Annotated in this window: 13 protein-coding genes; 1 reads left to right on the top strand and 12 read right to left on the bottom strand. The window is 68.7% G+C overall.

Translation table 11 applies throughout. The features are described 5' to 3' along the window. Positions 1-74: 74 nt before the first annotated feature. The 4 genes from OHN74_RS13780 to proB all read right to left on the bottom strand — a co-directional run bounded on the left by OHN74_RS13780 (position 75) and on the right by proB (position 4052). Positions 75-683, bottom strand: a complete 609-nt coding sequence (locus OHN74_RS13780) for an SCO2584 family spore wall biosynthesis protein (RefSeq protein ID WP_443060391.1) — start codon at positions 681-683, stop codon at positions 75-77. A 180-nt stretch (positions 684-863) separates the two neighbouring features. Beyond that, the gene (locus OHN74_RS13785) at positions 864-2150 is read right to left on the bottom strand and encodes a glutamate-5-semialdehyde dehydrogenase (protein WP_327694862.1); all 1287 of its coding nucleotides are present in this window, start codon (positions 2148-2150) and stop codon (positions 864-866) included. A 111-nt stretch (positions 2151-2261) separates the two neighbouring features. Beyond that, entirely contained in the window at positions 2262-2726 is a 465-nt protein-coding gene (locus OHN74_RS13790; protein WP_327700113.1) for a hypothetical protein, read from the bottom strand. A gap of 198 nt (positions 2727-2924) precedes the next feature. After that, positions 2925-4052, bottom strand: coding sequence for a glutamate 5-kinase (proB, locus tag OHN74_RS13795; protein WP_327694863.1), 1128 nt, complete (start codon positions 4050-4052; stop codon positions 2925-2927). A 280-nt stretch (positions 4053-4332) separates the two neighbouring features. On the opposite strand from proB, the gene OHN74_RS13800 reads away from it, so the two are divergent. After that, the gene (locus OHN74_RS13800) at positions 4333-5607 is read left to right on the top strand and encodes a phospholipase D-like domain-containing protein (protein ID WP_327694864.1); all 1275 of its coding nucleotides are present in this window, start codon (positions 4333-4335) and stop codon (positions 5605-5607) included. 66 nt (positions 5608-5673) lie between these two features. Here OHN74_RS13800 and OHN74_RS13805 read toward each other — a convergent pair whose 3' ends face one another. The 8 genes from OHN74_RS13805 to OHN74_RS13840 all read right to left on the bottom strand — a co-directional run bounded on the left by OHN74_RS13805 (position 5674) and on the right by OHN74_RS13840 (position 21424). Then, the gene (locus OHN74_RS13805) at positions 5674-7734 is read right to left on the bottom strand and encodes a hypothetical protein (RefSeq protein ID WP_327694865.1); all 2061 of its coding nucleotides are present in this window, start codon (positions 7732-7734) and stop codon (positions 5674-5676) included. A gap of 101 nt (positions 7735-7835) precedes the next feature. Beyond that, entirely contained in the window at positions 7836-9338 is a 1503-nt protein-coding gene (locus OHN74_RS13810) for a bifunctional cytidylyltransferase/SDR family oxidoreductase (RefSeq protein WP_327694866.1), read from the bottom strand. Between the two features lie 287 nt (positions 9339-9625). Next, a complete protein-coding gene (locus tag OHN74_RS13815) occupies positions 9626-11176 on the bottom strand; it encodes an alkaline phosphatase D family protein (protein WP_327694867.1) in 1551 nt (516 codons plus the stop codon). A 335-nt stretch (positions 11177-11511) separates the two neighbouring features. After that, complete coding sequence (obgE, locus tag OHN74_RS13820; protein WP_327694868.1) at positions 11512-12948, bottom strand: GTPase ObgE; 1437 nt, start codon at positions 12946-12948, stop codon at positions 11512-11514. Positions 12949-13077: 129 nt separating this feature from the next. Then, a complete protein-coding gene (rpmA, locus tag OHN74_RS13825; RefSeq protein WP_006374707.1) occupies positions 13078-13332 on the bottom strand; it encodes a 50S ribosomal protein L27 in 255 nt (84 codons plus the stop codon). Positions 13333-13346: 14 nt separating this feature from the next. Then, on the bottom strand, positions 13347-13667 hold the full coding sequence (rplU, locus tag OHN74_RS13830; protein WP_006374708.1) for a 50S ribosomal protein L21: 321 nt from the start codon (positions 13665-13667) through the stop codon (positions 13347-13349). 221 nt (positions 13668-13888) lie between these two features. Next, the gene (locus OHN74_RS13835) at positions 13889-14470 is read right to left on the bottom strand and encodes a hypothetical protein (protein ID WP_327694869.1); all 582 of its coding nucleotides are present in this window, start codon (positions 14468-14470) and stop codon (positions 13889-13891) included. Positions 14471-14539: 69 nt separating this feature from the next. After that, positions 14540-21424, bottom strand: a complete 6885-nt coding sequence (locus OHN74_RS13840) for a polymorphic toxin-type HINT domain-containing protein (RefSeq protein WP_327694870.1) — start codon at positions 21422-21424, stop codon at positions 14540-14542. Between the last annotated feature and the right edge of the window lie 18 nt (positions 21425-21442).

The following is a 21442-nucleotide window of genomic DNA, read 5'->3' on the forward strand; positions in this document are numbered from 1 at the left end:
CGATAAACGCCCCGCTGCACCACAACTTCTGACAGGTTCTCACCAGGAAGAAACAGGGCACGGACAGGTTTGGGTCAGGGAGTCCGCGGGATCACCGAGACGGCTGGCCGGGAGTAGTCGGCCGAGGCCGAAGGGCTCGCTCCGCCGCTCTGCCCGCTGCCCTGTTCAACACCGGTCGAGGCGGGCGGCGGCACCTGCTCCTGACGGCTGGAGGACGCCCCCCGGTAGACCGCCGTGAAAGCCAGCGCGACCATGCCGATCCCCATGACGAGGGCGAGCATCCAGGCGACCGGGCGGTGCCATCGGGAGACCTGCTTGCCGTGCGTGCCCGGAGCGCCGTAGCGGCTCTCCAGGAACCGGGTGTCGTCCAGGTCGTCGAGATCGGGATCGTGGCCGAAATAGGCGGGGTCGTCGGGCCCGAAGCCGTCTTCGTAGCGCTCGTCGTCCCCTCTCGGGCCTCTGGCGTGCGACCGGCGCGCCTCGGCCTCGGAGGCCTCCGCTCTCGCCTGCGCGGCGGCCAGGAGGCGTTCGACGGCGGTCGGCTCGTGCACCACGGCCGCCCGTACGAAGGCCTCGTCGAAGACCACGGAGGCGAACTCTTCGTCCGACACCCCGCGGTCGTGGTCGTCGTCGGGCTCCCAGCCGTCAGGGAAGAACGGCGTGCCCCCCACGTCCTCCGGCACGGATCCAGAGTAGACCGGGGGTGTCATTTTGGGCAGACGATAGGGAAATTCAGCTACCGGATGAGACGCGTTCGAATGCCGCCGACCGCCGGCGCCCGCCTCGGCCGCCGGGGGCACAGCGCCGGGCGTACGTCCGCCGTCCGCCGGGCGCCCCGGCGGACGGACCCGCGATCATGGCTCTCAGCGGCGGATATGCCCGTCGCCCGTGACGATGTACTTCGTGCTGGTCAGCTCCGGCAGCCCCATCGGCCCGCGTGCGTGCAGCTTCTGCGTCGAGATGCCGATCTCCGCGCCGAAACCGAACTGACCGCCGTCGGTGAACCGCGTCGAGGCGTTGACGGCGACCGTCGTCGAGTCGACCAGTTGGGTGAAGCGGCGGGCGGCCTGCTGCGAGGTCGTCACGATCGCCTCCGTGTGCCCGGAGGTCCACAGCCGGATGTGCTCGACGGCCTTGTCGAGGGAGTCGACCACAGCGGCGGCGATGTCGTAGGACAGGTACTCGGTGTCCCAGTCCTCCAGCGTGGCCTCGACGACGGTCGCCTTGGAGTCCTTCGCGTACGCCAGCACCCGCGGGTCGGCGTGCACGGTCACCCCGGCCTCGGCGAGGGCGTCCAGGGCGAGCGGCAGGAACTCGGCGGCGATGTCCTGGTGGACCAGGAGGGTCTCGGCGGAGTTGCAGACGCTGGGCCGCTGGGCCTTGGAGTTGATCAGGATGTCGACGGCCATGTCGAGGTCGGCCTGGGCGTCGACGTAGACGTGGCAGTTGCCGACGCCGGTCTCGATAACGGGGACCGTGGACTCGGTGACGACGGTCTGGATGAGGGAGGCGCCACCGCGCGGGATCAGTACGTCGACCAGGCCGCGGGCGCGCATCAGCTCCCGTACGGACTCGCGGCCCTCGCCGGGCACGAGCTGCACGGCGTCGGCGGGCAGGCCGGCCCCGCCGACGGCGTCGCGCAACACCCGTACCAGGGCGGTGTTCGACTCGAACGCGGAGGACGAGCCGCGCAGCAGCACCGCGTTGCCGGACTTCAGACAGAGGGCGGCGGCGTCGACCGTCACGTTCGGGCGGGCCTCGTAGATGATTCCGACGACGCCCAGCGGGACGCGGACCTGGCGCAGGTCGATGCCGTTGGGCAGCGTGGAGCCGCGGACGACCTCGCCGACCGGGTCGGGCAGCGCCACCACGTCCCGGACGTCGGAGGCGATCGCCCGCACCCGCTCCGGGGTGAGCGTCAGCCGGTCGATGACCGTCTCGCTGGTGCCGGCCTCGCGCGCGCGGGCGATGTCCTTGGCGTTGGCCTCGACGATTTCGCTCGTACGGACTTCCAGCGCGTCCGCGATGGCGAGCAGCGCGTCGTCCTTCTCGGCCCGCGGAAGGGGGGCGAGGTCGGCGGCGGCGGCCTTGGCGCGGTAGGCGGCCTGTGTGACCGGGGACATCGAGTCGTACGGCGAAAGCGTGGTCATGAGGGAAGCGTAGTGCGCCGGACGGAACCGTCCACCGGCTATCCCAAACCCCGAGACAGGCCCCTGAGACCCCGCAAAACGGGCCGCCTCGGCGGGGCAGCCCAGTGGTGGTCAGAAGGGGTGGACGCCAACCGGGGTCGCCGGCAGCGGGCCGAACCCCTCGGCGATGCGGTAGTGGTAGGTCTCGCGGTCGATGACCTCCAGGCCGACGATCTCCCAGGGCGGCAGCTTCGCGGTCTGGCGGTGCTCGCCCCAAAGACGCAGGGCGACGGCCGCGGCGTCGTGCAGATCGCGGGCCTCCTCCCAGTAACGGATCTCCGCGTGGTCGTTGGCGTATCTGCTGGTCAGCAGAAAGGGATGGTCGTGGGCGAGCTGCTCCAGACCGCGCCGGACCTCCTTCAGCGGGGCCTCGGCGCCGGAGACGCTCAGCGTGACGTGCCACAGACGCGGCACATCCTTCGGCTCCTCGTACACCTCTTCGAAGCGGGCGCCCGCCGCGACACTGGTCAGGGCTCGCTCCTCGCCCACCTTGCGGGAGGCGGTTCCACCGCGGGACGCCGCCGCCCCAGGGCGCACTCGTCTCACGACGGCCTCCTTTACCCGATGGTCGTGCGGAATCTCCCTGAAACAGAGAGAAGCAGGTACGCACGCTTCATGGGGCACTTTTGCGGAACGTCCACCTCACGGCGGGCGGATTTGCGGGGCGTTCCCCCTGTTTTCGGCCTTTGCGGGACCGAAGTCGAAGAGAGGGGTCCAGGTGACGAGCCGCAGGTCCTAGGGGTTCAGGACGACGAGGTCGTCCCGGTGCACGACCTCGCGCTCGTACGCGGGGCCCAGTTCGCGGGCCAGTTCGCGCGTGGAGCGGCCGATCAGCTGGGGGATCTCCTTGGCGTCGAAGTTGACGAGCCCGCGTGCGACGGCGTGGCCCGCGCTGTCACGCAGTTCGACCGGGTCGCCCGCGACGAACTCGCCCTCGACGGCGGCGATCCCGGCCGGCAGCAGCGACTTGCGGCCCTGGACGACCGCGCGCACAGCACCGTCGTCGAGGGTGAGTGAGCCCTGCGGGGTGGAGGCGTGCTGGAGCCACAGGAGGCGGTCGGCGGAGCGCCTGCCGGTGGCGTGGAAGTAGGTGCCCGTGTCCCGGCCCGCGAGGGCGTCGGCAGCGTGCACCGCGCTTGTCAGGACCACCGGGATACCGGCGGCGGCGGCGATCCGGGCGGCCTCGACCTTGGTGACCATGCCGCCGGTGCCGACACCGGCCTTGCCCGCGCTGCCGATGTCGACGTGGGCGAGGTCGGCGGGGCCCCGCACCTCGGCGATCCGTGACGTGCCGGGCTTGCTGGGATCGCCGTCGTACACGCCGTCGATGTCGGACAGCAGGACGAGGAGGTCGGCGCGCACCAGGTGGGCGACCAAGGCGGCGAGTCGGTCGTTGTCGCCGAAGCGGATCTCGTCCGTGGCGACGGTGTCGTTCTCGTTGACGACCGGGAGGGCGCCCATCGCGAGGAGCTTGTCGAGGGTGCGCGAGGCGTTGCGGTGGTGTGCGCGGCGGCTGGTGTCGTCGGAGGTCAGGAGCACCTGGCCGACGCGGATGCCGTGGCGGGCGCAGGAGGCGGTGTAACGGGCGACGAGAAGGCCCTGTCCGACGCTGGCGGCGGCCTGCTGGCGGGCCAGGTCCTTGGGACGCCGACGCAGACCGAGAGGGGCGAGACCTGCGGCGATGGCTCCGGAGGAGACGAGAACGATCTCCTTCTCACCCCCGCTGCGGCTCTTGGCGAGGACGTCGACGAGCGCGTCGACCCGGTCGGCGTCGAGGCCGCCGGCCGCGGTGGTCAGCGACGAGGAACCCACTTTGACGACGATCCTGTGAGCCTCTGCGACGGCCTGCCTTGCCCCTGCCACCTGCGTTCTGTCCCCTCGGGTCGGTCCGGCTGCGCTGTTCTGCAATCTACATCTACGCGAACAGGGGTCGAAGGTGCGCATTTGTCCAGTGGGCGGACGGCGGATCTCACCGTCGTCCAGTACGGGCCGGGGTCGGGGTACGGGTCCGGCCCTTGCCGCGCCGGTCGATGATCAACCCGGTAGTGTCCCACTGTTCTCTCTGACAACATCCCCTCGATAGACGTCAGTTCGACGGTTCGATCACCCGCCGAACTGATCAGCGCTCTTCTCAGGGGGACTTGTGAATCTCGCGCCTCGCGCGTCAGCCCGTGGATCCAGCCGTCTCGCCGCGATCCTCGCCTCACTCTCGCTCGCAGCCGGGCTCCAACTCGGCCTGGCCGACGACGCGTCCGCCGCCGTCACCGCCGGGCCGGTCTTCAACAACCCGACCGGAACCGTCGCCGAACAGCGGGCCATCCGCACCCGGCTCCTCGACTACATCGGCCAGTCGCAGTCGGGCTCGTCGATCAAGGCCTCGGTCTACCACCTCTGGGACGAGGGCCTCGCCCAGGCCCTCGCCGACGCCCGTGGCCGGGGCGTCGCCGTGCAGGTGATGCTGGACGAGAGTTCCGTCAGCGACAACGACGACGACCCCTCGTACCCCGTCCTGTCGTCGGCCCTCGGTACGGATCTCACCCAGGACTCGTTCGTCGGACTGTGCCCGGTCAACAAGTCGTGCCTGGGCCAGCCCGCCCAGGGCGCGTCGATCAACCACAACAAGTTCTGGCTGTTCTCGCGGCTCGACGGCGCGTCCAACGTCGTCGTGCAGTCCTCGGCGAACATGACTCCGTCCAGCTACAGCCGCTTCTGGAACGACGCGTACGTCCTGCCGAACAACACGGCGATCTACACCGCGTACAGCAACTACTTCACCGAGCTGGCCGGCAAGGACTGGGCGAACTGGCAGTACAGCTCCACCACGAGCAGCCCGTACAAGGCGTACTTCTTCCCGCGCCCCGCCAACGACCCCTCCCCGGGCGACACCATCACCGCCGTCCTCGACAACGTCACCTGCACCTACACCGAGAGCGGCACGACGAAGCACACCAAGGTACGGGTCGGGATGTTCAAGCTCACCCGGCTGGCCGTGGCCCAGAAGCTGGTCGCACTGCAGAAGGCCGGCTGCCAGGTCGACATCGTCTACTCGGAGACGGACAGCGGCAGTTCCAGCGGCACCTGGGAGACCCTGCACGCCTCCGGCGGCCCGGCCCTGCGCTGCTACAACTGGGACGACGACGGCAACGCGAACACCGCCGCGCGCATCATCCACTCCAAGTACCTGCTGATCGAGGGCAAGTACGACGGCACGGCGAGCCAGAAGGTCCTGTGGACCGGCAGCCACAACTACAGCGGCCCGGCGCTCACCAAGAACGACGAGGCGCTCCTGAAGGTCGACAGCAACACCGACCACGACGCCTACGTCACCGCGTTCAACGCGGCCAAGGCAGCGGCGGTCCCCGGCACGAGCGACAACACGAACGCCTGCAAGGGCGTGACCACCACGCCCGAGACCTGACCGGACACGTACGAGAGGCCCGTCCCGAGGAGCGATCCTCAGGACGGGCCCCACCACTGCGGACTCTCAGGTCCGGGCAGCCGCCGCCTGCCGCTTCTGTCCCGCGTTGCGTGCCTCGGCCTTCACCGCGAGGTCCGCCGTCGCGGTGTTGAACTGCTCGATGGAGGGCGGCTCGTCGGGCCCGAGCAGATACCGCTTGAGCTCCGCGCGCTCACCGGCCAGCGGATCGGCCGCCGGGTCGCGCACCGCGTCCAGCAACTGCCCCAGTTCCCCGGCGCTGTTGCCGAGGATCACGGCGGCACGTACAGCGGTGTTCTGCCGCTTGAACTCCTCCGCGCCCAGTGCCGCCGAGTCCGTCACGGCGTACGGCTTGCCGCTCGCGATGAAGTCGGAGACCACGCTGGAGATGTCGGAGACCATCGCGTCGGACACGTTGAAGCAGTCGTACAGTCGTGGTTCGGCCCCCGTGACGACCCGGTGCTCCCCGGCGCCGAACGAACGCCAGTACGCGTCGTTCCACTCGGCGCGCAGCTTCTCGGTCTCCTCGTGCCGCTCCATGTCGACGACCCCGTCCCGGGTCGCCTCCGCCTCGTCGCCCTTCTCACCGGCGGGCCCGGCCAGTTCGGCGAGGCGCGCCTCGATACGCGCGAGGTCGGCCTTGGCCCGCGCCTGCTCTTCGGGGTCGCCCGGGAAGCGCGGGTCGGCGGCCCGCTCGACCGCGGCCTTCTCCACCAGCGCGGTGATCCGCTCGTGGGCGGCCCTGGCCTCGTCGCTGCGGGTGCCCGTGAAGGGATGCGGCTTGTACAGCACGCGGACGGGCGGGTCGGCCGACACCAGCTCGCGCACGATGTTCTCGCCGGCGAGGAGGATGGAGGTGTTGCCGGGATCGTCGTCCCAGCCTTCCCAAGTGGGGGCGTACAGAACGGTCGGGCAGCGTGCATCGGCGGCTCCGCCGCGGGGACCGCCGTCGGGCGCTCCCCGCGACCCGCGGATGGGCGCCAGTTGGGGCCGCCCGACCTCGACGATGTCCTCGTCCCGGACACCCACATCGGCGATCGCGTACCGGTCGCGCCCGGCCCGCCCGGCGACCCACACCTCGTCGTAGGCCTTGCTGAACGGGTTCACGCTCGCGATCTTGTCGCTGTCGCCGTGCCCGATGAAGACGTGCTTCATGGTCGGTACGCGCAGCAGGTGGATGTTCTTGCCGACGTTCGCCGCGTAGAGCGCGACCCGGACCGTGCGCAGGTCCAGGTTCATCAAGTGGATCCCGCCGGGCACACAGATGACGGGCACGGTCGTGGGAGCGAGGTTCTGCAGGATGACGCGTTCACGAAGGACGATCAGCGGCCGGGTGTCCAGCTGCTCCATCGTCTCCAGCCACATGTTGACCTGGTACGCCGAGTCCTTGGAGCCGGAGAAGTACAGCACCGTCTGCGGCCGGTACTCGCGCAGCCACGCGTCCGTCGCCGCGAGCACCGTCTCCGCGTCCGGCGGGATGCGGCGCCCCCGGACGTAGGGCGCGAGGGCGACCACGTAGAGGAACGCCAGGCCGAGGGTGACGCCGACGCCGGTCATTCCGTACACCGCCGAGCCGGTCTCGACGGTGACCAGGATGCCGGTCAGCGCGGCCAGGTCGAGGTGGAGCATCTTCTCGGTGGAGCGGTCCAGCAGGAAGCGCGGCGGGGCGTCGGGGATGGGGATGCGCGAGGCCAGGTCGACGTTGCGGGTGGCGACCGGCATCCGGCGGCGGTTGCGGATCAGCGTGATCAGGGCACCGTGCGGGGCCTGGAAGCCGTAGAAGGCGATGAAGCAGGCGATCGCCGCGTAGAAGATCATGCTTCGGGAGAGGTCCGCGCGCGCCAGCAGCAACAGCACGAGCAGTTCCCGGACCAGGAACCGGATGGAGACACCCGCCCGCACCTTGCTGAGGCGGTTGACCAGATAGCTGCCCCGGTGGTGCAGATAGTGGTCCGCCAGGTAGGTCACTGCGGCGGCGACGGCGAAGGCGGGCACGCTCGGGAGGAGCGCGGCCAGCATGAGACAGGGGAAGCCCAGCATCATGAGGACCGCCGCGGCCAACTCGGCCGGGCTGCCCACCCGGGCGACGCGAATTGCAGTGGAAATCAAGGAGAACCTGTATCTGGGAAATTACCCGGGACCGATCTGGAAAATACCCGGGAATTGTCTGGGTGTCTGTCCGGTGGTTTTTGTGGATCTGGTGTGCGCTTTTATGCCAGGTCGTCGTTCTGACGGTCGAGGACACTGGCGAGCGCCTGTTCGAAGCCGGAGGCCCGGCCGGCCACGGCCGTCGGGTCCTGCTGGCGGACGTCGATGACATGCCCGGTCAGCTCGGACAGCAGCACGTCCAGCGAGGTACGGGCGACCGCCTCGGAGGACAGCAGCGAACCCGCGGGCTCCTGGCCGAAGGCCTTCGTACGCATCGGGGTGGCCGTGCGCTCCGGGTTGACGCAGTTGACGCGGACGCCGTCGCCCGCCCACTCGTCGGACAGGGCCTGGGTGAGGTTCACCATCGCGGCCTTGGTGGAGGAGTAGAGGCTGTACTCGGCCCGGCCGCGCGTGTAGCTGCTGGAGGTGTACAGCAGCAGCTGGCCCTTGGTCTCGGCGAGGTACTTGTAGGCCGAACGGGCGATCTGCACGGGGGCCAGGTAGTTGACCTTCAGCGCTTCCTCGATGGTCGCGTTGTCGGTCTCGGCGAGCTTGCCGATGCGCAGAACACCGGCCGTGTTGATGACGTAGTCGATGCGCCCGGTCTCGGAGTACGCCTTGGACAGCGCGTCGTCGACCTCCTCCGGGTTCTCTACGTGCGTGCCGGTGGTCGAACGCCCGAGGGCGTACACCTTGGCGCCGTATCCCTCGGCCAGTGCGGCGATGTCCTTGCCGATGCCGTAGGAGCCGCCGAAGACGACGAGTGTCCGGCCGGTGAGCAGCTCGCGGTAGGCCTCCTCGCTCATCTGCTCGGGAGTGGCGGCGGAGGCGAGCTGGAAGAGCTTGTCGGCGATGAAGACGTCGACGGGCTGGGTGACCTTCATGTTGTACTCGTCGCCCGCGACGACGTGGATCGGCACGTCCGGCAGATACCTGAGGACGACCGAACAGTCGTCCGTGGCCTGGAAGTTGGGGTCGCCCGCCGCCACCTCGTAGGCCCGCCGGATGGTCGACAGCTTGAACGCCTGGGGCGTCTGACCGCGCCGCAGCCTCGATCGGTCGGGAATCTCGGTGATGAACTCACCGTCCTCGCCGTGCGTGCGCGTCACGATGATCGTGTCGGCGGAGGGAATGGCCACGTCGACGGCCTGGTACCGCTCAAGGGCGATCACGCAGTCGTCGATGACCCGCTGGGACAGCAGCGGCCGTACGGCGTCGTGGAACAGGACGTTGCGGTCCTCACCCTCGGCCAGGCCCTCCCCCAGGGCTTCGATGGCCCGCTCGGTGGTGTCGTTGCGCGTGGCACCGCCCTCGATGATCCTGACGACCTTCTTGAAACCGGCCTTGGCGACGATCTTCTCGACGTCCGCCACATAGCCGGGCGCCATCAGCACGATGACGTCGTCGATCGAATCCGCGTGCTCGAAAGTGCTGAGGGTGTGCTCGATGACCGCCTTGCCCGCGATCTTCAGCAACTGCTTCGGAATCGACAGACCCACCCGCTGACCGGTGCCGCCCGCGAGGACGACGGCGGTGGTGCGGGGCTTGTCTTTGCGCTGGGACACTGGCGACCTACCTCGGGGCAACGGAGAACCCTGAAATCGTCCCACCTGCCGTTACCGCAGTGCAAGGTGAGCGCCCTCCGCCGCATATGCGTGCGCAACCTGTCATTCACCCGGCACCCGAGGTCGAAGAAGGGACGCCCGAAGACAACGGAAGAGAGTCGGGGCCGTCGGCGGGAATTTCTGTGAGTAAGGGCACAGAAGTTCCGGTGAAGTCCCGGCAAAGTCAGGTGAAGTTCCGGCGCGGAATTTCAGGGATTCTCCGGGTGTCCGCAAGAGCCACCCCGTCCTCAGACCTGTCGTACTCCCGGTCTCCCGGCCTCGACGTGGAGCTTGGCGAGGGTCCGGGCGGCGGAGGTGGGCTTGGTCACGGTGTCGACGACCCGGACCTGGGCGTCGATTCCGGCGCGCCTGATGTCGAAGAGGTGGTAGCCGCGGTGGTTGTCGATGACCTTCCAGTGCGGGTTGTCGCCCTTGAGCGGGTCCCACTGCTTGTGGAAGGCGACGGGGTCCTGATCGCCGGCGCTGGATATGGACGTACCGACGAACTCGGAACCGACGACCGCCGAGCCGGGGTCGGCGAAGTCGCGCTTGAGATCGCTGATCATGGTGAGGTGCCGGTCGCCGGAGAGGACGACGGGGTTGCGCACCTTCGCGAGCTCGGCGAGCAGGGCGTTGCGTTCGGCCTGGTAGCCGTCCCAGGCGTCGTAGTACCAGAGCTTGCCGTCGCCGATCTTGAGGTCGGTCTCGGCCATCATGATCTGCGAGGCTATGAGGTTCCACCGGGCCTGCGACCCGTGCAGGCTGTTGAGCAGCCACTGCTTCTGCGCGGCGCCGAGCATGGTCATCGCCGGGTCCTGGGCACCGGCCTGGCTGGTGGCCTGGTCGCTGCGGTACTGCCGGGTGTCGAGCACGTTGAGCCGCACCAGCCGCCCGAAGTCGAGCCGCCGGTGCATCCGTATGTGGGGCCCGTTGGGCACGGCCGTGGCGCGTACGGGCATGTGCTCGTAGTAGGCCTGGTAGGCGGCGGTGAGCCGCGCGGCGAACGCCTCGGGGGACTGCTTGTCGGGGTCCTGCGGCACGTCACCGGCGAAGTCGTTGTCGACCTCGTGGTCGTCGAAGGTGACGACGAAGGGCGCGGCGGCGTGCATCGCCTTGAGGTGCGGGTCGCTGTGGTACTGGGCGTACCGGTTGCGGTACTGGACGAGGCTGAACGGCTCGCCGGTGCCCTCGTGCTTGCGTACGCCGGTGATCGCGGACGTCGACTCGTATATGTAGTCGCCGACGAAGACGACGACGTCCGGGTCCTGGGCGAGCATGTCGGCGTACGGCGTGAAGTAGCCGTGCTGCCAGTTCTGGCAGGAGGCGAGCGCGAGCCGCAGATGACTGCCGGAGACGAGCTGACGGGGAGCGGTACGGGTGCGCCCCACCGGCGAGAGCTGCCCACTGGTCCGGAACCGGTACCAGTACTCCCGGTCGGGGAGCAGCCCCCGGACATCGGCGTGCACACTGTGCCCGAGCTCGGGCCGGGCCCAGGCGTACCCGCGCCGCAGCTTCCGCCGGAACCGGGAGTCCTCGGATATCTGCCACTCCACGACCACGGGCCGGTTGGGCATCCCGCCGCCGTGGAGCGGATCGGGGGCGAGCCGGGTCCAGAGGACGACACCGTCGGGCAGGGGGTCCCCGGAGGCGACCCCGAGGCTGAACACCCCGGCGGGCAACGGGGTTTGCGCGGCCCGGGCGGTCCCCGCAAGCAGAAGCTGCCCGGACGCGGCGGCGCCGACGGTGGCGGCGCCAGTGGTCAGAAACCGGCGTCTGCCGGGCGAAACAGCCCCACTCATCGTCGAACTCCGTTGCCTGGGAGGCCTCTTGGACCTACGGAAGCTCCCACGACACGGCGAACAGGAGACCCCTGAGGAATGAATCAGAGGGAGATCATAGGAAACGGAGTTCGCAGGGCGGCAGGCGGGGTGGGGTCCTGACCTTGCCTGCCGGGCCCCTTCAGCCCGGGCCCGGCCATTTCAGCCCGTCTGGGGGTCCCCCCTCTGGGGGAGTTCGAGGACGAGGCCCCTTCAGGACCGAAGCGGGGGTCTGGGGGCGGCAGCCCCCAGGAACGGGATGGGACGGGTAGGGGCGGCGGGGGCGAAACACACCCCGGCGCCCCCGCCCAAACCCCCTAGAACGGCTCGAAGTCGTCGAACTCCTGCTGCGCCTCGTCCCGCTCCGCCTGCTGATCACGCCGCCTCTGCGCAGCGGGCCGCGGCACGTCGAGACGGTGGTCCTCGCCACGCCGGCCCAGCATCTCCGCCCCCGCCATGACCGTCGGCTCCCAGTCGAACACCACGGCGTTGTCCTCGGGGCCGATGGCGACGCCGTCACCCGACCGGGCCCCGGCCTTCATCAACTTGTCCTCGACACCAAGGCGGTTGAGCCGGTCGGCGAGGTAACCGACGGCCTCGTCGTTGTTGAAGTCGGTCTGGCGTACCCAGCGTTCGGGCTTCTCGCCCCGCACCCGGAACAGCCCGTCCTCCTCCTGGACGACGGTGAAGCCCGCGTCGTCGACGGCCTTCGGCCGGATGACGATCCGGGTCGTCTCCTCCTTGGGCTTGGCGGCCCGCGCCTTGCCCACGACGTCGGCGAGCGCGAACGACAGCTCCTTCAGCCCGATGTGCGCGACGGCGGACACCTCGTACACCTGGTACCCGCGAGCCTCCAGCTCGGGCCGCACCATCTCGGCGAGATCCAGACCGTCCGGCACGTCGACCTTGTTGAGGACGACGATCCGCGGCCGGTTCCCCAGCCCGCCGTACTGCTTCAGCTCCTCCTCGATCATGTCGAGGTCGGAGACGGGGTCACGCTCGGACTCCAGCGTCGCCGTGTCGAGCACGTGCACGAGCACACTGCACCGCTCCACGTGCCGCAGGAACTCCAGCCCGAGCCCCTTGCCCTGGCTGGCTCCGGGAATGAGCCCGGGCACATCGGCGATGGTGTAGACGGTCGCGCCGGCGGTCACCACACCCAGGTTGGGCACGAGCGTCGTGAAGGGATAGTCGGCGATCTTCGGCTTGGCAGCGCTGAGCACCGAGATCAGCGACGACTTACCGGCGCTCGGGTACCCCACCAGCGCCACGTCGGCGACCGTCTTCAGCTCCAGGACGATGTCCTGCAGCCCTCCGGGCACCCCGAGCAGCGCGAACCCGGGCGCCTTGCGCCGGGCCGAGGACAGCGCTGCGTTGCCGAGCCCTCCGCGCCCGCCCTCCGCGGCCACGTACGAGGTCCCGTGCCCGACCATGTCGGCGAGCACGTTGCCCTCCTTGTCGAGAACGACGGTCCCGTCGGGCACCGGCAGAACCAGGTCCTGCCCGTCCTTGCCCGACCGGTTGCCGCCCTCGCCGGGCTTGCCGCTGGTGGCCTTGCGGTGCGGGGAGTGGTGGTAGTCGAGCAGCGTGGTGACGGACTGGTCGACGACGAGGATCACGTCACCGCCGCGTCCGCCGTTGCCGCCGTCGGGCCCGCCCAGCGGCTTGAACTTCTCACGGTGGACGGAGGCACAGCCGTGACCTCCGCTACCCGCGGCGACATGCAGCTCGACGCGGTCCACGAAGGTGGTCATGGGATGTGCCTCCAGTTACGTACGAAAGTCTTCGGGCAGAGAACTACGAGCTCTCCGCACAGGTGAAACACGCGAAAGGCGGACCCGCTTCCCGTGAGGGAAGTGAGGTCCGCCTCGCGAAAGAACCGATCAGGCGACCGGAACGATGTTCACGACCTTGCGACCACGGTGGGTACCGAACTCCACCGCACCGGCGGCCAGCGCGAACAGCGTGTCGTCCTTGCCACGGCCGACGCTCGCGCCGGGGTGGAAGTGGGTGCCACGCTGGCGGACCAGGATCTCACCGGCGTTGACGACCTGACCGCCGAAGCGCTTCACGCCGAGCCGCTGAGCATTTGAGTCGCGACCGTTCCGGGTGGACGATGCGCCCTTCTTGTGTGCCATCTCTCCTCAGTCCCTTACTTCGCAGCCGCGGGGATCTCAGTGACCTTGATCGCCGTGTACTGCTGGCGGTGGCCCTGACGACGGCGGTAGCCGGTCTTGTTCTTGTAGCGAAGGATGTCGATCTTGACGCCCTTGTGGTGATCCACGATCTCGGCCTGGACCTTGATGCCGGCCAGGACCCACGGGTCGCTGGTCACAGCGTCGCCGTCGACAACGAGCAGGGTCGAGAGCTCGACCGTGTCGCCAACCTTGGCAGTGGAAATCTTGTCAACCTCAACGATGTCGCCGACAGCAACCTTGTGCTGGCGACCACCGCTGCGCACGATGGCGTACACGCGGATCTCACTCTCTCGCTCGGGAACGGCATCCCCGCAGTCCAGCCGCCCGGGGAACGAAACACGGGCGGCCTCTCCCGACCACCGAGGTACCGGTACCCGGGAGGAAGAGGTTTACGGGGATGTGGCACATCAGTCGACACGCCGAGGGTCAAGGCTACGGGGCCCGGCTTGAGGGGTCAAACCGGGCCCCGGAAGACGTCGGACGTCGTCGAGCGGCCCTAGCCCTGCGCCGCGGCGCGGAGCTGTCCCATGAGGGACCAGTAGACGGACCGGTCCGAGTCCTCCAGGTTCGAGATCTCGCCGTGTCCGCCGAGGAACAAGGGAGCCTTGAAGCCCACGCACCGTCGAGGCGGTACGGGAACCGGCTGCTCGGCGGTCCATTCCGTGTAGAGGTCCGCTCCGAGGAACGTGTCCGGGTCCTCGATGAACTCCGCGTCGAGAAGCTCCGGCAGCCCGCAGTCGATCTCGAAAGCCTCCCCCGAACCGACCTCGAACAGGAGGAAGGAGGCCTGGTTCGCCGTGCTGCGCACGAGATCCACCGCGTACTGGCGTCCCAGCCAGTCCTGGGCCACCGGCGCGATACGGCCTCGGAACTCGGGAAAGGCCTCAAGAATCAGCTGTGAGACCTCTTCGGCCTCGTCCGGAGTGTGCACGTAGAGAATGCCGTTTCCGAAGGACGAGCCCGCGCCGACTTGCAGGAGTTCGGTGTACCCGTCGAGCGTGACGAGCCGCTCATCACGGGCGGCGACCGCGGAGGGAGTGTTGTCCGGCGGATACTCCCTGAGGAAATTCTCGTACAAAGCAACTCCTGGTCGTGTGGGCGCCCGCCGTCGGCCCCGGGCGTTTCCGGGACCGACGGCGGGCCTCAACTAAGTCGCGTCACAGATCGTGACGCTGCATATCCGGGTGCCCATCGGCAAGTTCTTGATCCTGGCTGCGATCTGTGCCCCGAGGCTGCTGTTCACACTTCCGTCGAGCGGTCCCATATTACCGAGCGTATCCGTGCCGCCCAACTGCAGATCTTGCAGGTGGTCACCGTGGTAGCCATCGGGGACGTCCGTGCCGGCCTTGCGGAGCCGGCCCGCCGCGGATCCCTTCTCGATACGCACCGACTTCGTCTTCACCAGCTTGCCTTCCTCGGCGAGCTGGTTCAGGTGGGCGACCTTCGCGTCGGCCTGGGCCCGCTGCGTATCGTCCCAGCCTTCCTTGTACACGAGCTCGAGCGTCTCGCAGTTGTGCACGAGTACCGGCGTCGAACCGACGGACACGTAGTAGGAGTGGATCCCCGTGACCGTGAGGTCGTGGGTGCGCTGGCGCTTCTCGAAGGAGCGCACGCCCGTCAGTTCGACCGTGGCTCCGGACGGAGTGCGCAGCGTCATGCCGGGCTCGAGGTCGCCCGCCTTGATCCACTCACCCTCCGACGCCACCCAGAACGGATGCGTCGTGGTCGCGATCAGAGCCTCCGGCTTACCGGAGGGGCCCTTGATCGTGAGGTCGGCGAAGGCCTTGTCGTCCTCCGTGACGATGGTGCCCGCGATCTCGCGGACCGTCGTCTCGCCGGTCTTCGGGTCGGTGACGACGACCTTGTCGCCGAGCTTCACCTTCTCGATGGCCTTGGTGGAGCCGTCGGCCAGCAGAACCTTGGTACCCGGCAGGAAGCTGTGGCACTCGGGTTCTTCGGTCTTCTTCCGTTTCTTGAGTGCCTCCGCGGCCTTCTTCCTGACGTCCGCCAGCTTCTCCGTCGCCTTGGACAGCCCGAGCTTCGCCCGGCCCACCGCCTTGTTGGCGTTCCACAGGCTCTTGGCGCCGCCGATCAGGTCCCCGACCAGGCCGGTGACCCGCTTGGCGAGTTTGATGCCCTTGGCCCAGTTCCACGGCGCCCCGTACTTGGCGAGGATCTTGCCGGCCAGGCCGCCCGCGAAGCTGCCCGCGATGTTGAGCAGGGTCTCGCCGCAGGAGCCGACGTCACCGGTGGAAATGCAGTCCAGGGCCGCGTCCACACCGAGGATGTCCCGGGCGATCTTGACCAGGGCCTTGCCCGCGGACTTGATGCGCTGCTTGGCGGCGGACTGCTGCTGTTGCGCCGCCCCCACGTCGCTGGACGCCTTGCTCACGTCCGACTGCGCCTTGGCGACCTCCGGGTCCGTGTTGGTGACGGGGACGCCACCACGGCACTCGATCAGACCTTCCCGGCATTCAGGGACGATCATGCCGCTGGGGTCGGCGTGCGTGACCGGGGAGTTGTTGGCGTAGGCATAGCCGTTGATCTGCTGCGGCTGGGTGTAGTCGATGATCGGGTCGACGGATATGAACTTGCCGATCGCCGAGTCGTACTCCCGCGCCCCCAGGTGGGTCAGGCCGGTCGAGGCGTCGATCGTGCCGCCGACGTAACCCTTCTCACCGGGCCAGGCCCCGGTCTTCTCGCCCCGGTCGACGCCGAAGGGGTCGAAGCGCCGCTGGGAGATCGCGCCCGTCGCGGAGTCGATCGCCACTTCGCCCGTGCCATGGTGGTCGGATGAGACGAAGGACGTCTTCGCCGCGGTACGCACCGCGACGGTCTGGCCCGCGTACTCGTAGTAGCGGGTGGCCTCCTTCTTGGTGCCGTCGGCCGACAGCTTCAGCTCGGTGCCGGGCAGGTAGACGGTCGTACCGGAGGGGTCCTTTCGCTGCACCCGGCTGCCGCCCGCGTCGTACAGGTAGGTCGTTTCCGAACCGCTCGCCTCGGTGACCTTGCTCAGCGCACCGGAGTCGTCCCAGACAAGGATCTGCGCGTCACCGCCGATGGTGCGCTTGGTGGTGTTGCCCATGGCGTCGTACTCGTACGACGACTGCTTCGCCCCGGTCGGGGTCTGCTCGGTGATCTTGGTGACCTGGTGCGGTCCGTCACCGAGCGCGCCCGCGCCGCCGTACTCGTAGCTGCGGGTGATGTTGTTCGCCGCGTTGAGCGAGGTGTCGTGGTTGATCTCGGAGGTGCGGTTGCCGATGGCGTCGGTCTCGTACGACTTCCAGTACGGAGCCGGACCGCCCAGCGCGCCCGAACCCGCGGCAGCGGTGCACGCCGAGGGGCCGGTGCCGTCCACCGGAGTCGTGGAACCACGGGTTCCGGAGCCCGCCGCGGTCGTCGCGGTGGCCGCCGGGGTCCAGGCGTCCTGCAAGCGCTGACGGCTGTCGTAGGCGAAGCACTGCAGGTCCGGCGAGGCGGAGTTCGCGGTGTCCGCGATCGACAGAACGTTGCCCGCCTGGTCGTAGGAGTAACGCGAGTCCTTCGCCGGGGCGGTCGCGCCGTAGACGTCGACCACCGAGCGGGTCAGCCGGTCGGTGCCCGTCTCATAGCTGTAGGTCTGCCAGACCTTCTTGCCGCTGCCGCCCGCGAACAGCTCCAACTGCTGGAGTTGGCTGTTCTTGCCGTAGACCGTGTTGGTGACGTACGAGTTGGCGGTGCCCGTCATCGTCATCGGACGCTGCAACGCGTCGTACGTGTAGGTCAGCGCCTCCGCCGGAAGGTCGCCGATGGCCGGCAGGCCAGTGGTCTGCAGCGTGCCGTCCCGGTTGTAGGTCTGCGAGTAGACGTACGTGCCGGCCAGGGACCCCTGGGATGCGGGGACCTGGTAGGCGGTCTTCAGCGGGCGGTAGAACTCGTCCATCGACTGGACGGCCGTGGCGAAGTACTCCGTCGGCGAGACGTAGCTGAGCGTGCCGTAGACCTGGCCCAGCCAGCCGGCCTTGTCGTACCTCGTCTCCGTCAGCTTCGTGCCCGTGTCGGCGTCGCCCAGCCAGGTCGTGCTGACGCGGCTGAGTTTGTCGTAGACCGTGGTCGACTTCTTGTCTCGGCCGTCATAGGTGACGACCGGCCGGTCCAGTTCGTCGTACTCCGTGCGCGACGTGCCCGCGTCCGGGTCGATCGACTTGGTCTTGCGGCCCAGCTGGTCGTACTCGTAACGCCACACGTTGCTCTTGGCGTCGGTGACCGTCTCCAGCAGACCGGCCACGTTGTACGTGTACTTCGTCGAGTCGTACGCCACACCCACGCCCGGCGAGGCGCCGCGGTAGTGGCGGATCTCGGCGAGGTTGCCCTGACCGTCGGTGACCGTCGTGGTGGGCACGCCGCCGACCGGCGGGTCGACATGCGTCAGCTCGCCGTCGTACGTGGTCGTGGTGCGCCACTGCTCGGCGCCGGAGACGGCGGAGATCTGGGCCGTGCTGCGGCCCAGGCCGTCGTACTCCAGCAGGCTCTGCGCGCCGACCTGGCTGTTGCTCACCAGCAGCAGTTCGTCGGACGCGGCGCCGGAGGCGTTGTAGGTCGTATTGGTCTTCTTGACGTTGCCCGTGCCGTCGAACCATGTGTCGGCGACCATGCGGGTGCCGTCCGGACCCTCGGTCTGGATCTGACGGGAGCGCAGCAGGCTGTCGTACAGCTGGTACTCGGCGCCGTAGGTTCCGTCGTTCTCGATCTTCTCCGTCTTGATCGCGGTGACCTTGTCCTTGCGGACGTTGTACGAGTACTTGATGCTCGGCGTCTGCGTCGAGGCCCGGTCCGGCAGCCACACCGAGGTCAGACGGCCCAGGGCGTCGTAGGCCAGGTCCGTCCGCTTGCCGTTCGGGTCCGTCTGGCCCGTCGACATGCCCCAGGCGGGGACGTAGTCGGTGATGGTGTTGTGCCCGAGGGCGTTGGTGACGGTCGTCCTGGTCAGCAGGCCGTTCGTCTCGGCGTAGACGGTCTTCGTCTGGTCCGACGTTCCGTACTGCTTGGCGTCCTTCTGTGTCAGCGGCCGACCGTAGGCGTCGTAGGTCGTGGCACCGGTGATCTGGTAGGTCGCCGTGGTGCCGTCGTGCGACGTCAGCCGCTCGGTCCTGGTCGCGTCGCCCTTGGTGGGCGCCGCGCCGAACGCGCCGTCGTCATAGGAGGTGCGTTCGTCGGCCAGGACCTGTGTCCTGCGGTCGGGCGTCGTGGCGCACTTGACGGACACGACCTCGCTGCGGGCAGGCAGCGACAGGATGTTCTTCGCCGTGTTGTCCGCGTAGGTGGTGCGGGTGCAGGTGTCGTCCTTCGTGGTGGAGACGTCGCCCTGGTCGTCGACGGTCAGGACGCGGCCGGTGCCGTTCGCCGTGTCGTACGTCGTGGTGGACTTCGTCTCGCTCCAGGTGCCGTCGGACTTCAGGCTGAAGCCGCGACCGGTCTGGGGACGCACGATGACCGCGTTGCTGGTTCCCCAACTCTGTTTCTGGGTCGCGGTGTTGTACTTGACGGGCGTACTGATCGTCTTTCCGACCAGCTTGGTGCCGTCGTAGGTGGCGACCTCCAGCTCCTGGCCGGTGAACTCCTCGGAGTCCGTGTACGACGCTCCCGTGGAGTCCTTGACCGTCACCGAGCGTGTGCCGCCGGCGGGATTCGCGTCACCGTCCATGCCCTGCATGAACGTGTAGTCGACCCGGGTCTTCTGCTGGTCGGCGGTGCCGCTGGTGACCTTGACCTTGCCGTAGCCCTGCCAGCCGCCCCAGGTCAGGTACTTGGTGTCGGTGATGCCGTCCGGCTTCGCCTTACGCCAGGCCGCGTCACCCTGGTAGTCGTAGCGGGTGACCATGCCGTCGCTGCCGCCGGTGCGGTCGGTCTCGATGACCGCGGAGACGACGTACTTGTGGAACCAGTCCGTGATCGGGTCGACGTAACCGGGCGGGGCCCACTTCACGGGGTAGCAGCGCTTGGTCGACTCGCCCGGTGTGGGCAGGGTGGCCTTGGTGCAGTCGGTCGCGGCGTAGGTGACGTCGAGCTGGGCGCCCGTCTCGCTGAGGACCATCGACAGGCGGAAACGGTGGAACGGCGCGATGTTGTCGCCGATCGCGTCCACCCGGTTGGCGAGCTGCTCGCCGAACAGGTCCACGGAGGGCAGCTTGATCGCCGTACCGGCGCGGCCCTCGTGCTCGATCTTCGACAGCCACAGCGTCTTGGAGTCGTCACCGTTGTCGGTGAACAGGTGGGTGAGTGTCCAGGCGTCCACGTCCGAGTAGGTCGTGGCGTCCTTGCGCATCTGCGTGACGACCGACGTCAACCGCTTGGTCGTGAAGAAGGTCTGGACCGGCGAGGTGCACTTCGTGCTCGCCTTGCACTCCTGGTCGACCGGGACGTCCGGCCACTGGGCGGCGTTCGCCTTGGTGCGCTTGCTCTCCGCGCAGTCGAAGTCAGCGGTGGGCAGGCAGCGTTCGGCGGTGTTGAGGACGATCCGCGCCGGGGCCTTGGCCGCGTAGACCTGACCGTCGCGCTGACCGTAGTCGATGCGCTTGAGGTAGCCACCGCGGTGGTACGCGGTGCCGTTGACGTCCGTCTTCCCGTTGAGCGCGTAGTAGTTGGTCTCACGCTCGTAGAAGTAGGACATCACGTTGCCGTGACTGTCCTTGACGTAGTCCAGGCTCCAGCGCCAGGCCTGCTGGCAGTGGGCGCTGGTGAAGGTGGCGTTGTAGCAGGGCTCACCGGAGTCGTCGCCGAAGACCGGGGCGGTCCAGACCGAGTTGGTCTCCTCGTTCCCCGTCGCCCAGCCCGGAAGGCGGTTCTGGCCGAAGTAGTACTCCGTGCCGTCCGAAGTGGTGATGCGCCAGTACTCACCGTCGTTGTCGCCGTTGGTGGCACTGGTCAGCTTCTCGACCTTGCTGCCGTCGTCGGACGACATGTGCCACTTGCCGGTGGTGTCGTCCTTGACGAGCTCGCCGGAGGAGCCGTTGAGCATGACCGTGGCGTTCTCGAACGCCCAGCACTGCTCACCGGAACCGTCGTGACCGTCCTCGGAACAGGGCTTGTAGCGGCGCTCGATGTAGCCGGGGTCGTAGGAGAAGCCCTCACCGATCCACGAGCCCTGGTTGTTGGTGGCCGAGGTCCGGCCGTCCGCCGACTGGGACGAGTAGCCGAGGCCCACGGTGGGCGTCAGACCGCCCGGGGTCGGCACCGACCGGAAGGGGTAGTTCCAGTTGAACGCGCCGGAGGAGGTGGCGACGCTCCAGCTCGACGAAGGCGCGAGGGCCGTGGCCTTGTACGTGCCCTGGGCGCTGGACGGTCCCGCGGCCACGGCGACCAGGGAGGTCGCCTCACCCGCCATGGTGGAGACGCCGTCGGCGGGCGCCGGGGCGGCGGTCACGTCGGCGGAGACGGTGCCCGTCTTCACGTCGTTGACGGTCGGCAGCACCTTGGGCTGCTCCGGGCACTCCTTGCTGCCCGGCACGGCCACCGTGGCACAGGCCGGCAGCTGGACCAGTCGGAGGCGGGAGGCGTAGGAGCCGCCGAAGCCCTCGGCGAACTCCGAGTAGTCCACGGTCAGCCGGACCTTGGCGGCCGTCTTCTCGCCGTCGGCACGCTCGACGCCGAGGAGAACACCGGCGCCGAGCTGCCCGGCCCGCTTCGGGTCGAGAACGTCGACGCGGACCTTGTCGGCGGCCTGCGCCGCCCTGACCTTGGCCTTGGCGCTGCCGACCTTGACCGGCAGGCCGCCCGCCTCGGTCGCGGCAGCCGCGCCTACGGCTATCTCGGCGCCGCCCTGCTCGGGCCACACCGCCTTGTCGAGGCCCTTGACCGCGGCCTTGCGCGCCGGGTCGGAGGGGCGGGACTTCGCTTTCGCGTCGGATCCCTTGGCGGGATCCCCGTCGTCCTGGACGCCGGGGCGGCTGGTGCGGCCCCGGTCGCCGTCGTCGAGCGCCAATGCCTGGACCGACGAAGCCGAAAGCGCGAGCGAAAGCCCGATCACTGTGGCGACGATCGTCTGTCTGGGCATACGGCGGCTCAGTGAGCG

This window comes from Streptomyces sp. NBC_00459 (assembly GCF_036013955.1).
GTDB lineage: Bacteria > Actinomycetota > Actinomycetes > Streptomycetales > Streptomycetaceae > Streptomyces.

What these genes read in the sequence shown, in the direction of transcription:
- OHN74_RS13840 (WP_327694870.1), bottom strand. Translation starts at nt 21,424, where the DNA reads ATGCCCAGACAGACGATCGTCGCCACAGTGATCGGGCTTTCGCTCGCG.
- rpmA (WP_006374707.1), bottom strand. Translation starts at nt 13,332, where the DNA reads ATGGCACACAAGAAGGGCGCATCGTCCACCCGGAACGGTCGCGACTCA.
- OHN74_RS13785 (WP_327694862.1), bottom strand. Translation starts at nt 2,150, where the DNA reads ATGACCACGCTTTCGCCGTACGACTCGATGTCCCCGGTCACACAGGCC.
- OHN74_RS13815 (WP_327694867.1), bottom strand. Translation starts at nt 11,176, where the DNA reads ATGAGTGGGGCTGTTTCGCCCGGCAGACGCCGGTTTCTGACCACTGGC.
- obgE (WP_327694868.1), bottom strand. Translation starts at nt 12,948, where the DNA reads ATGACCACCTTCGTGGACCGCGTCGAGCTGCATGTCGCCGCGGGTAGC.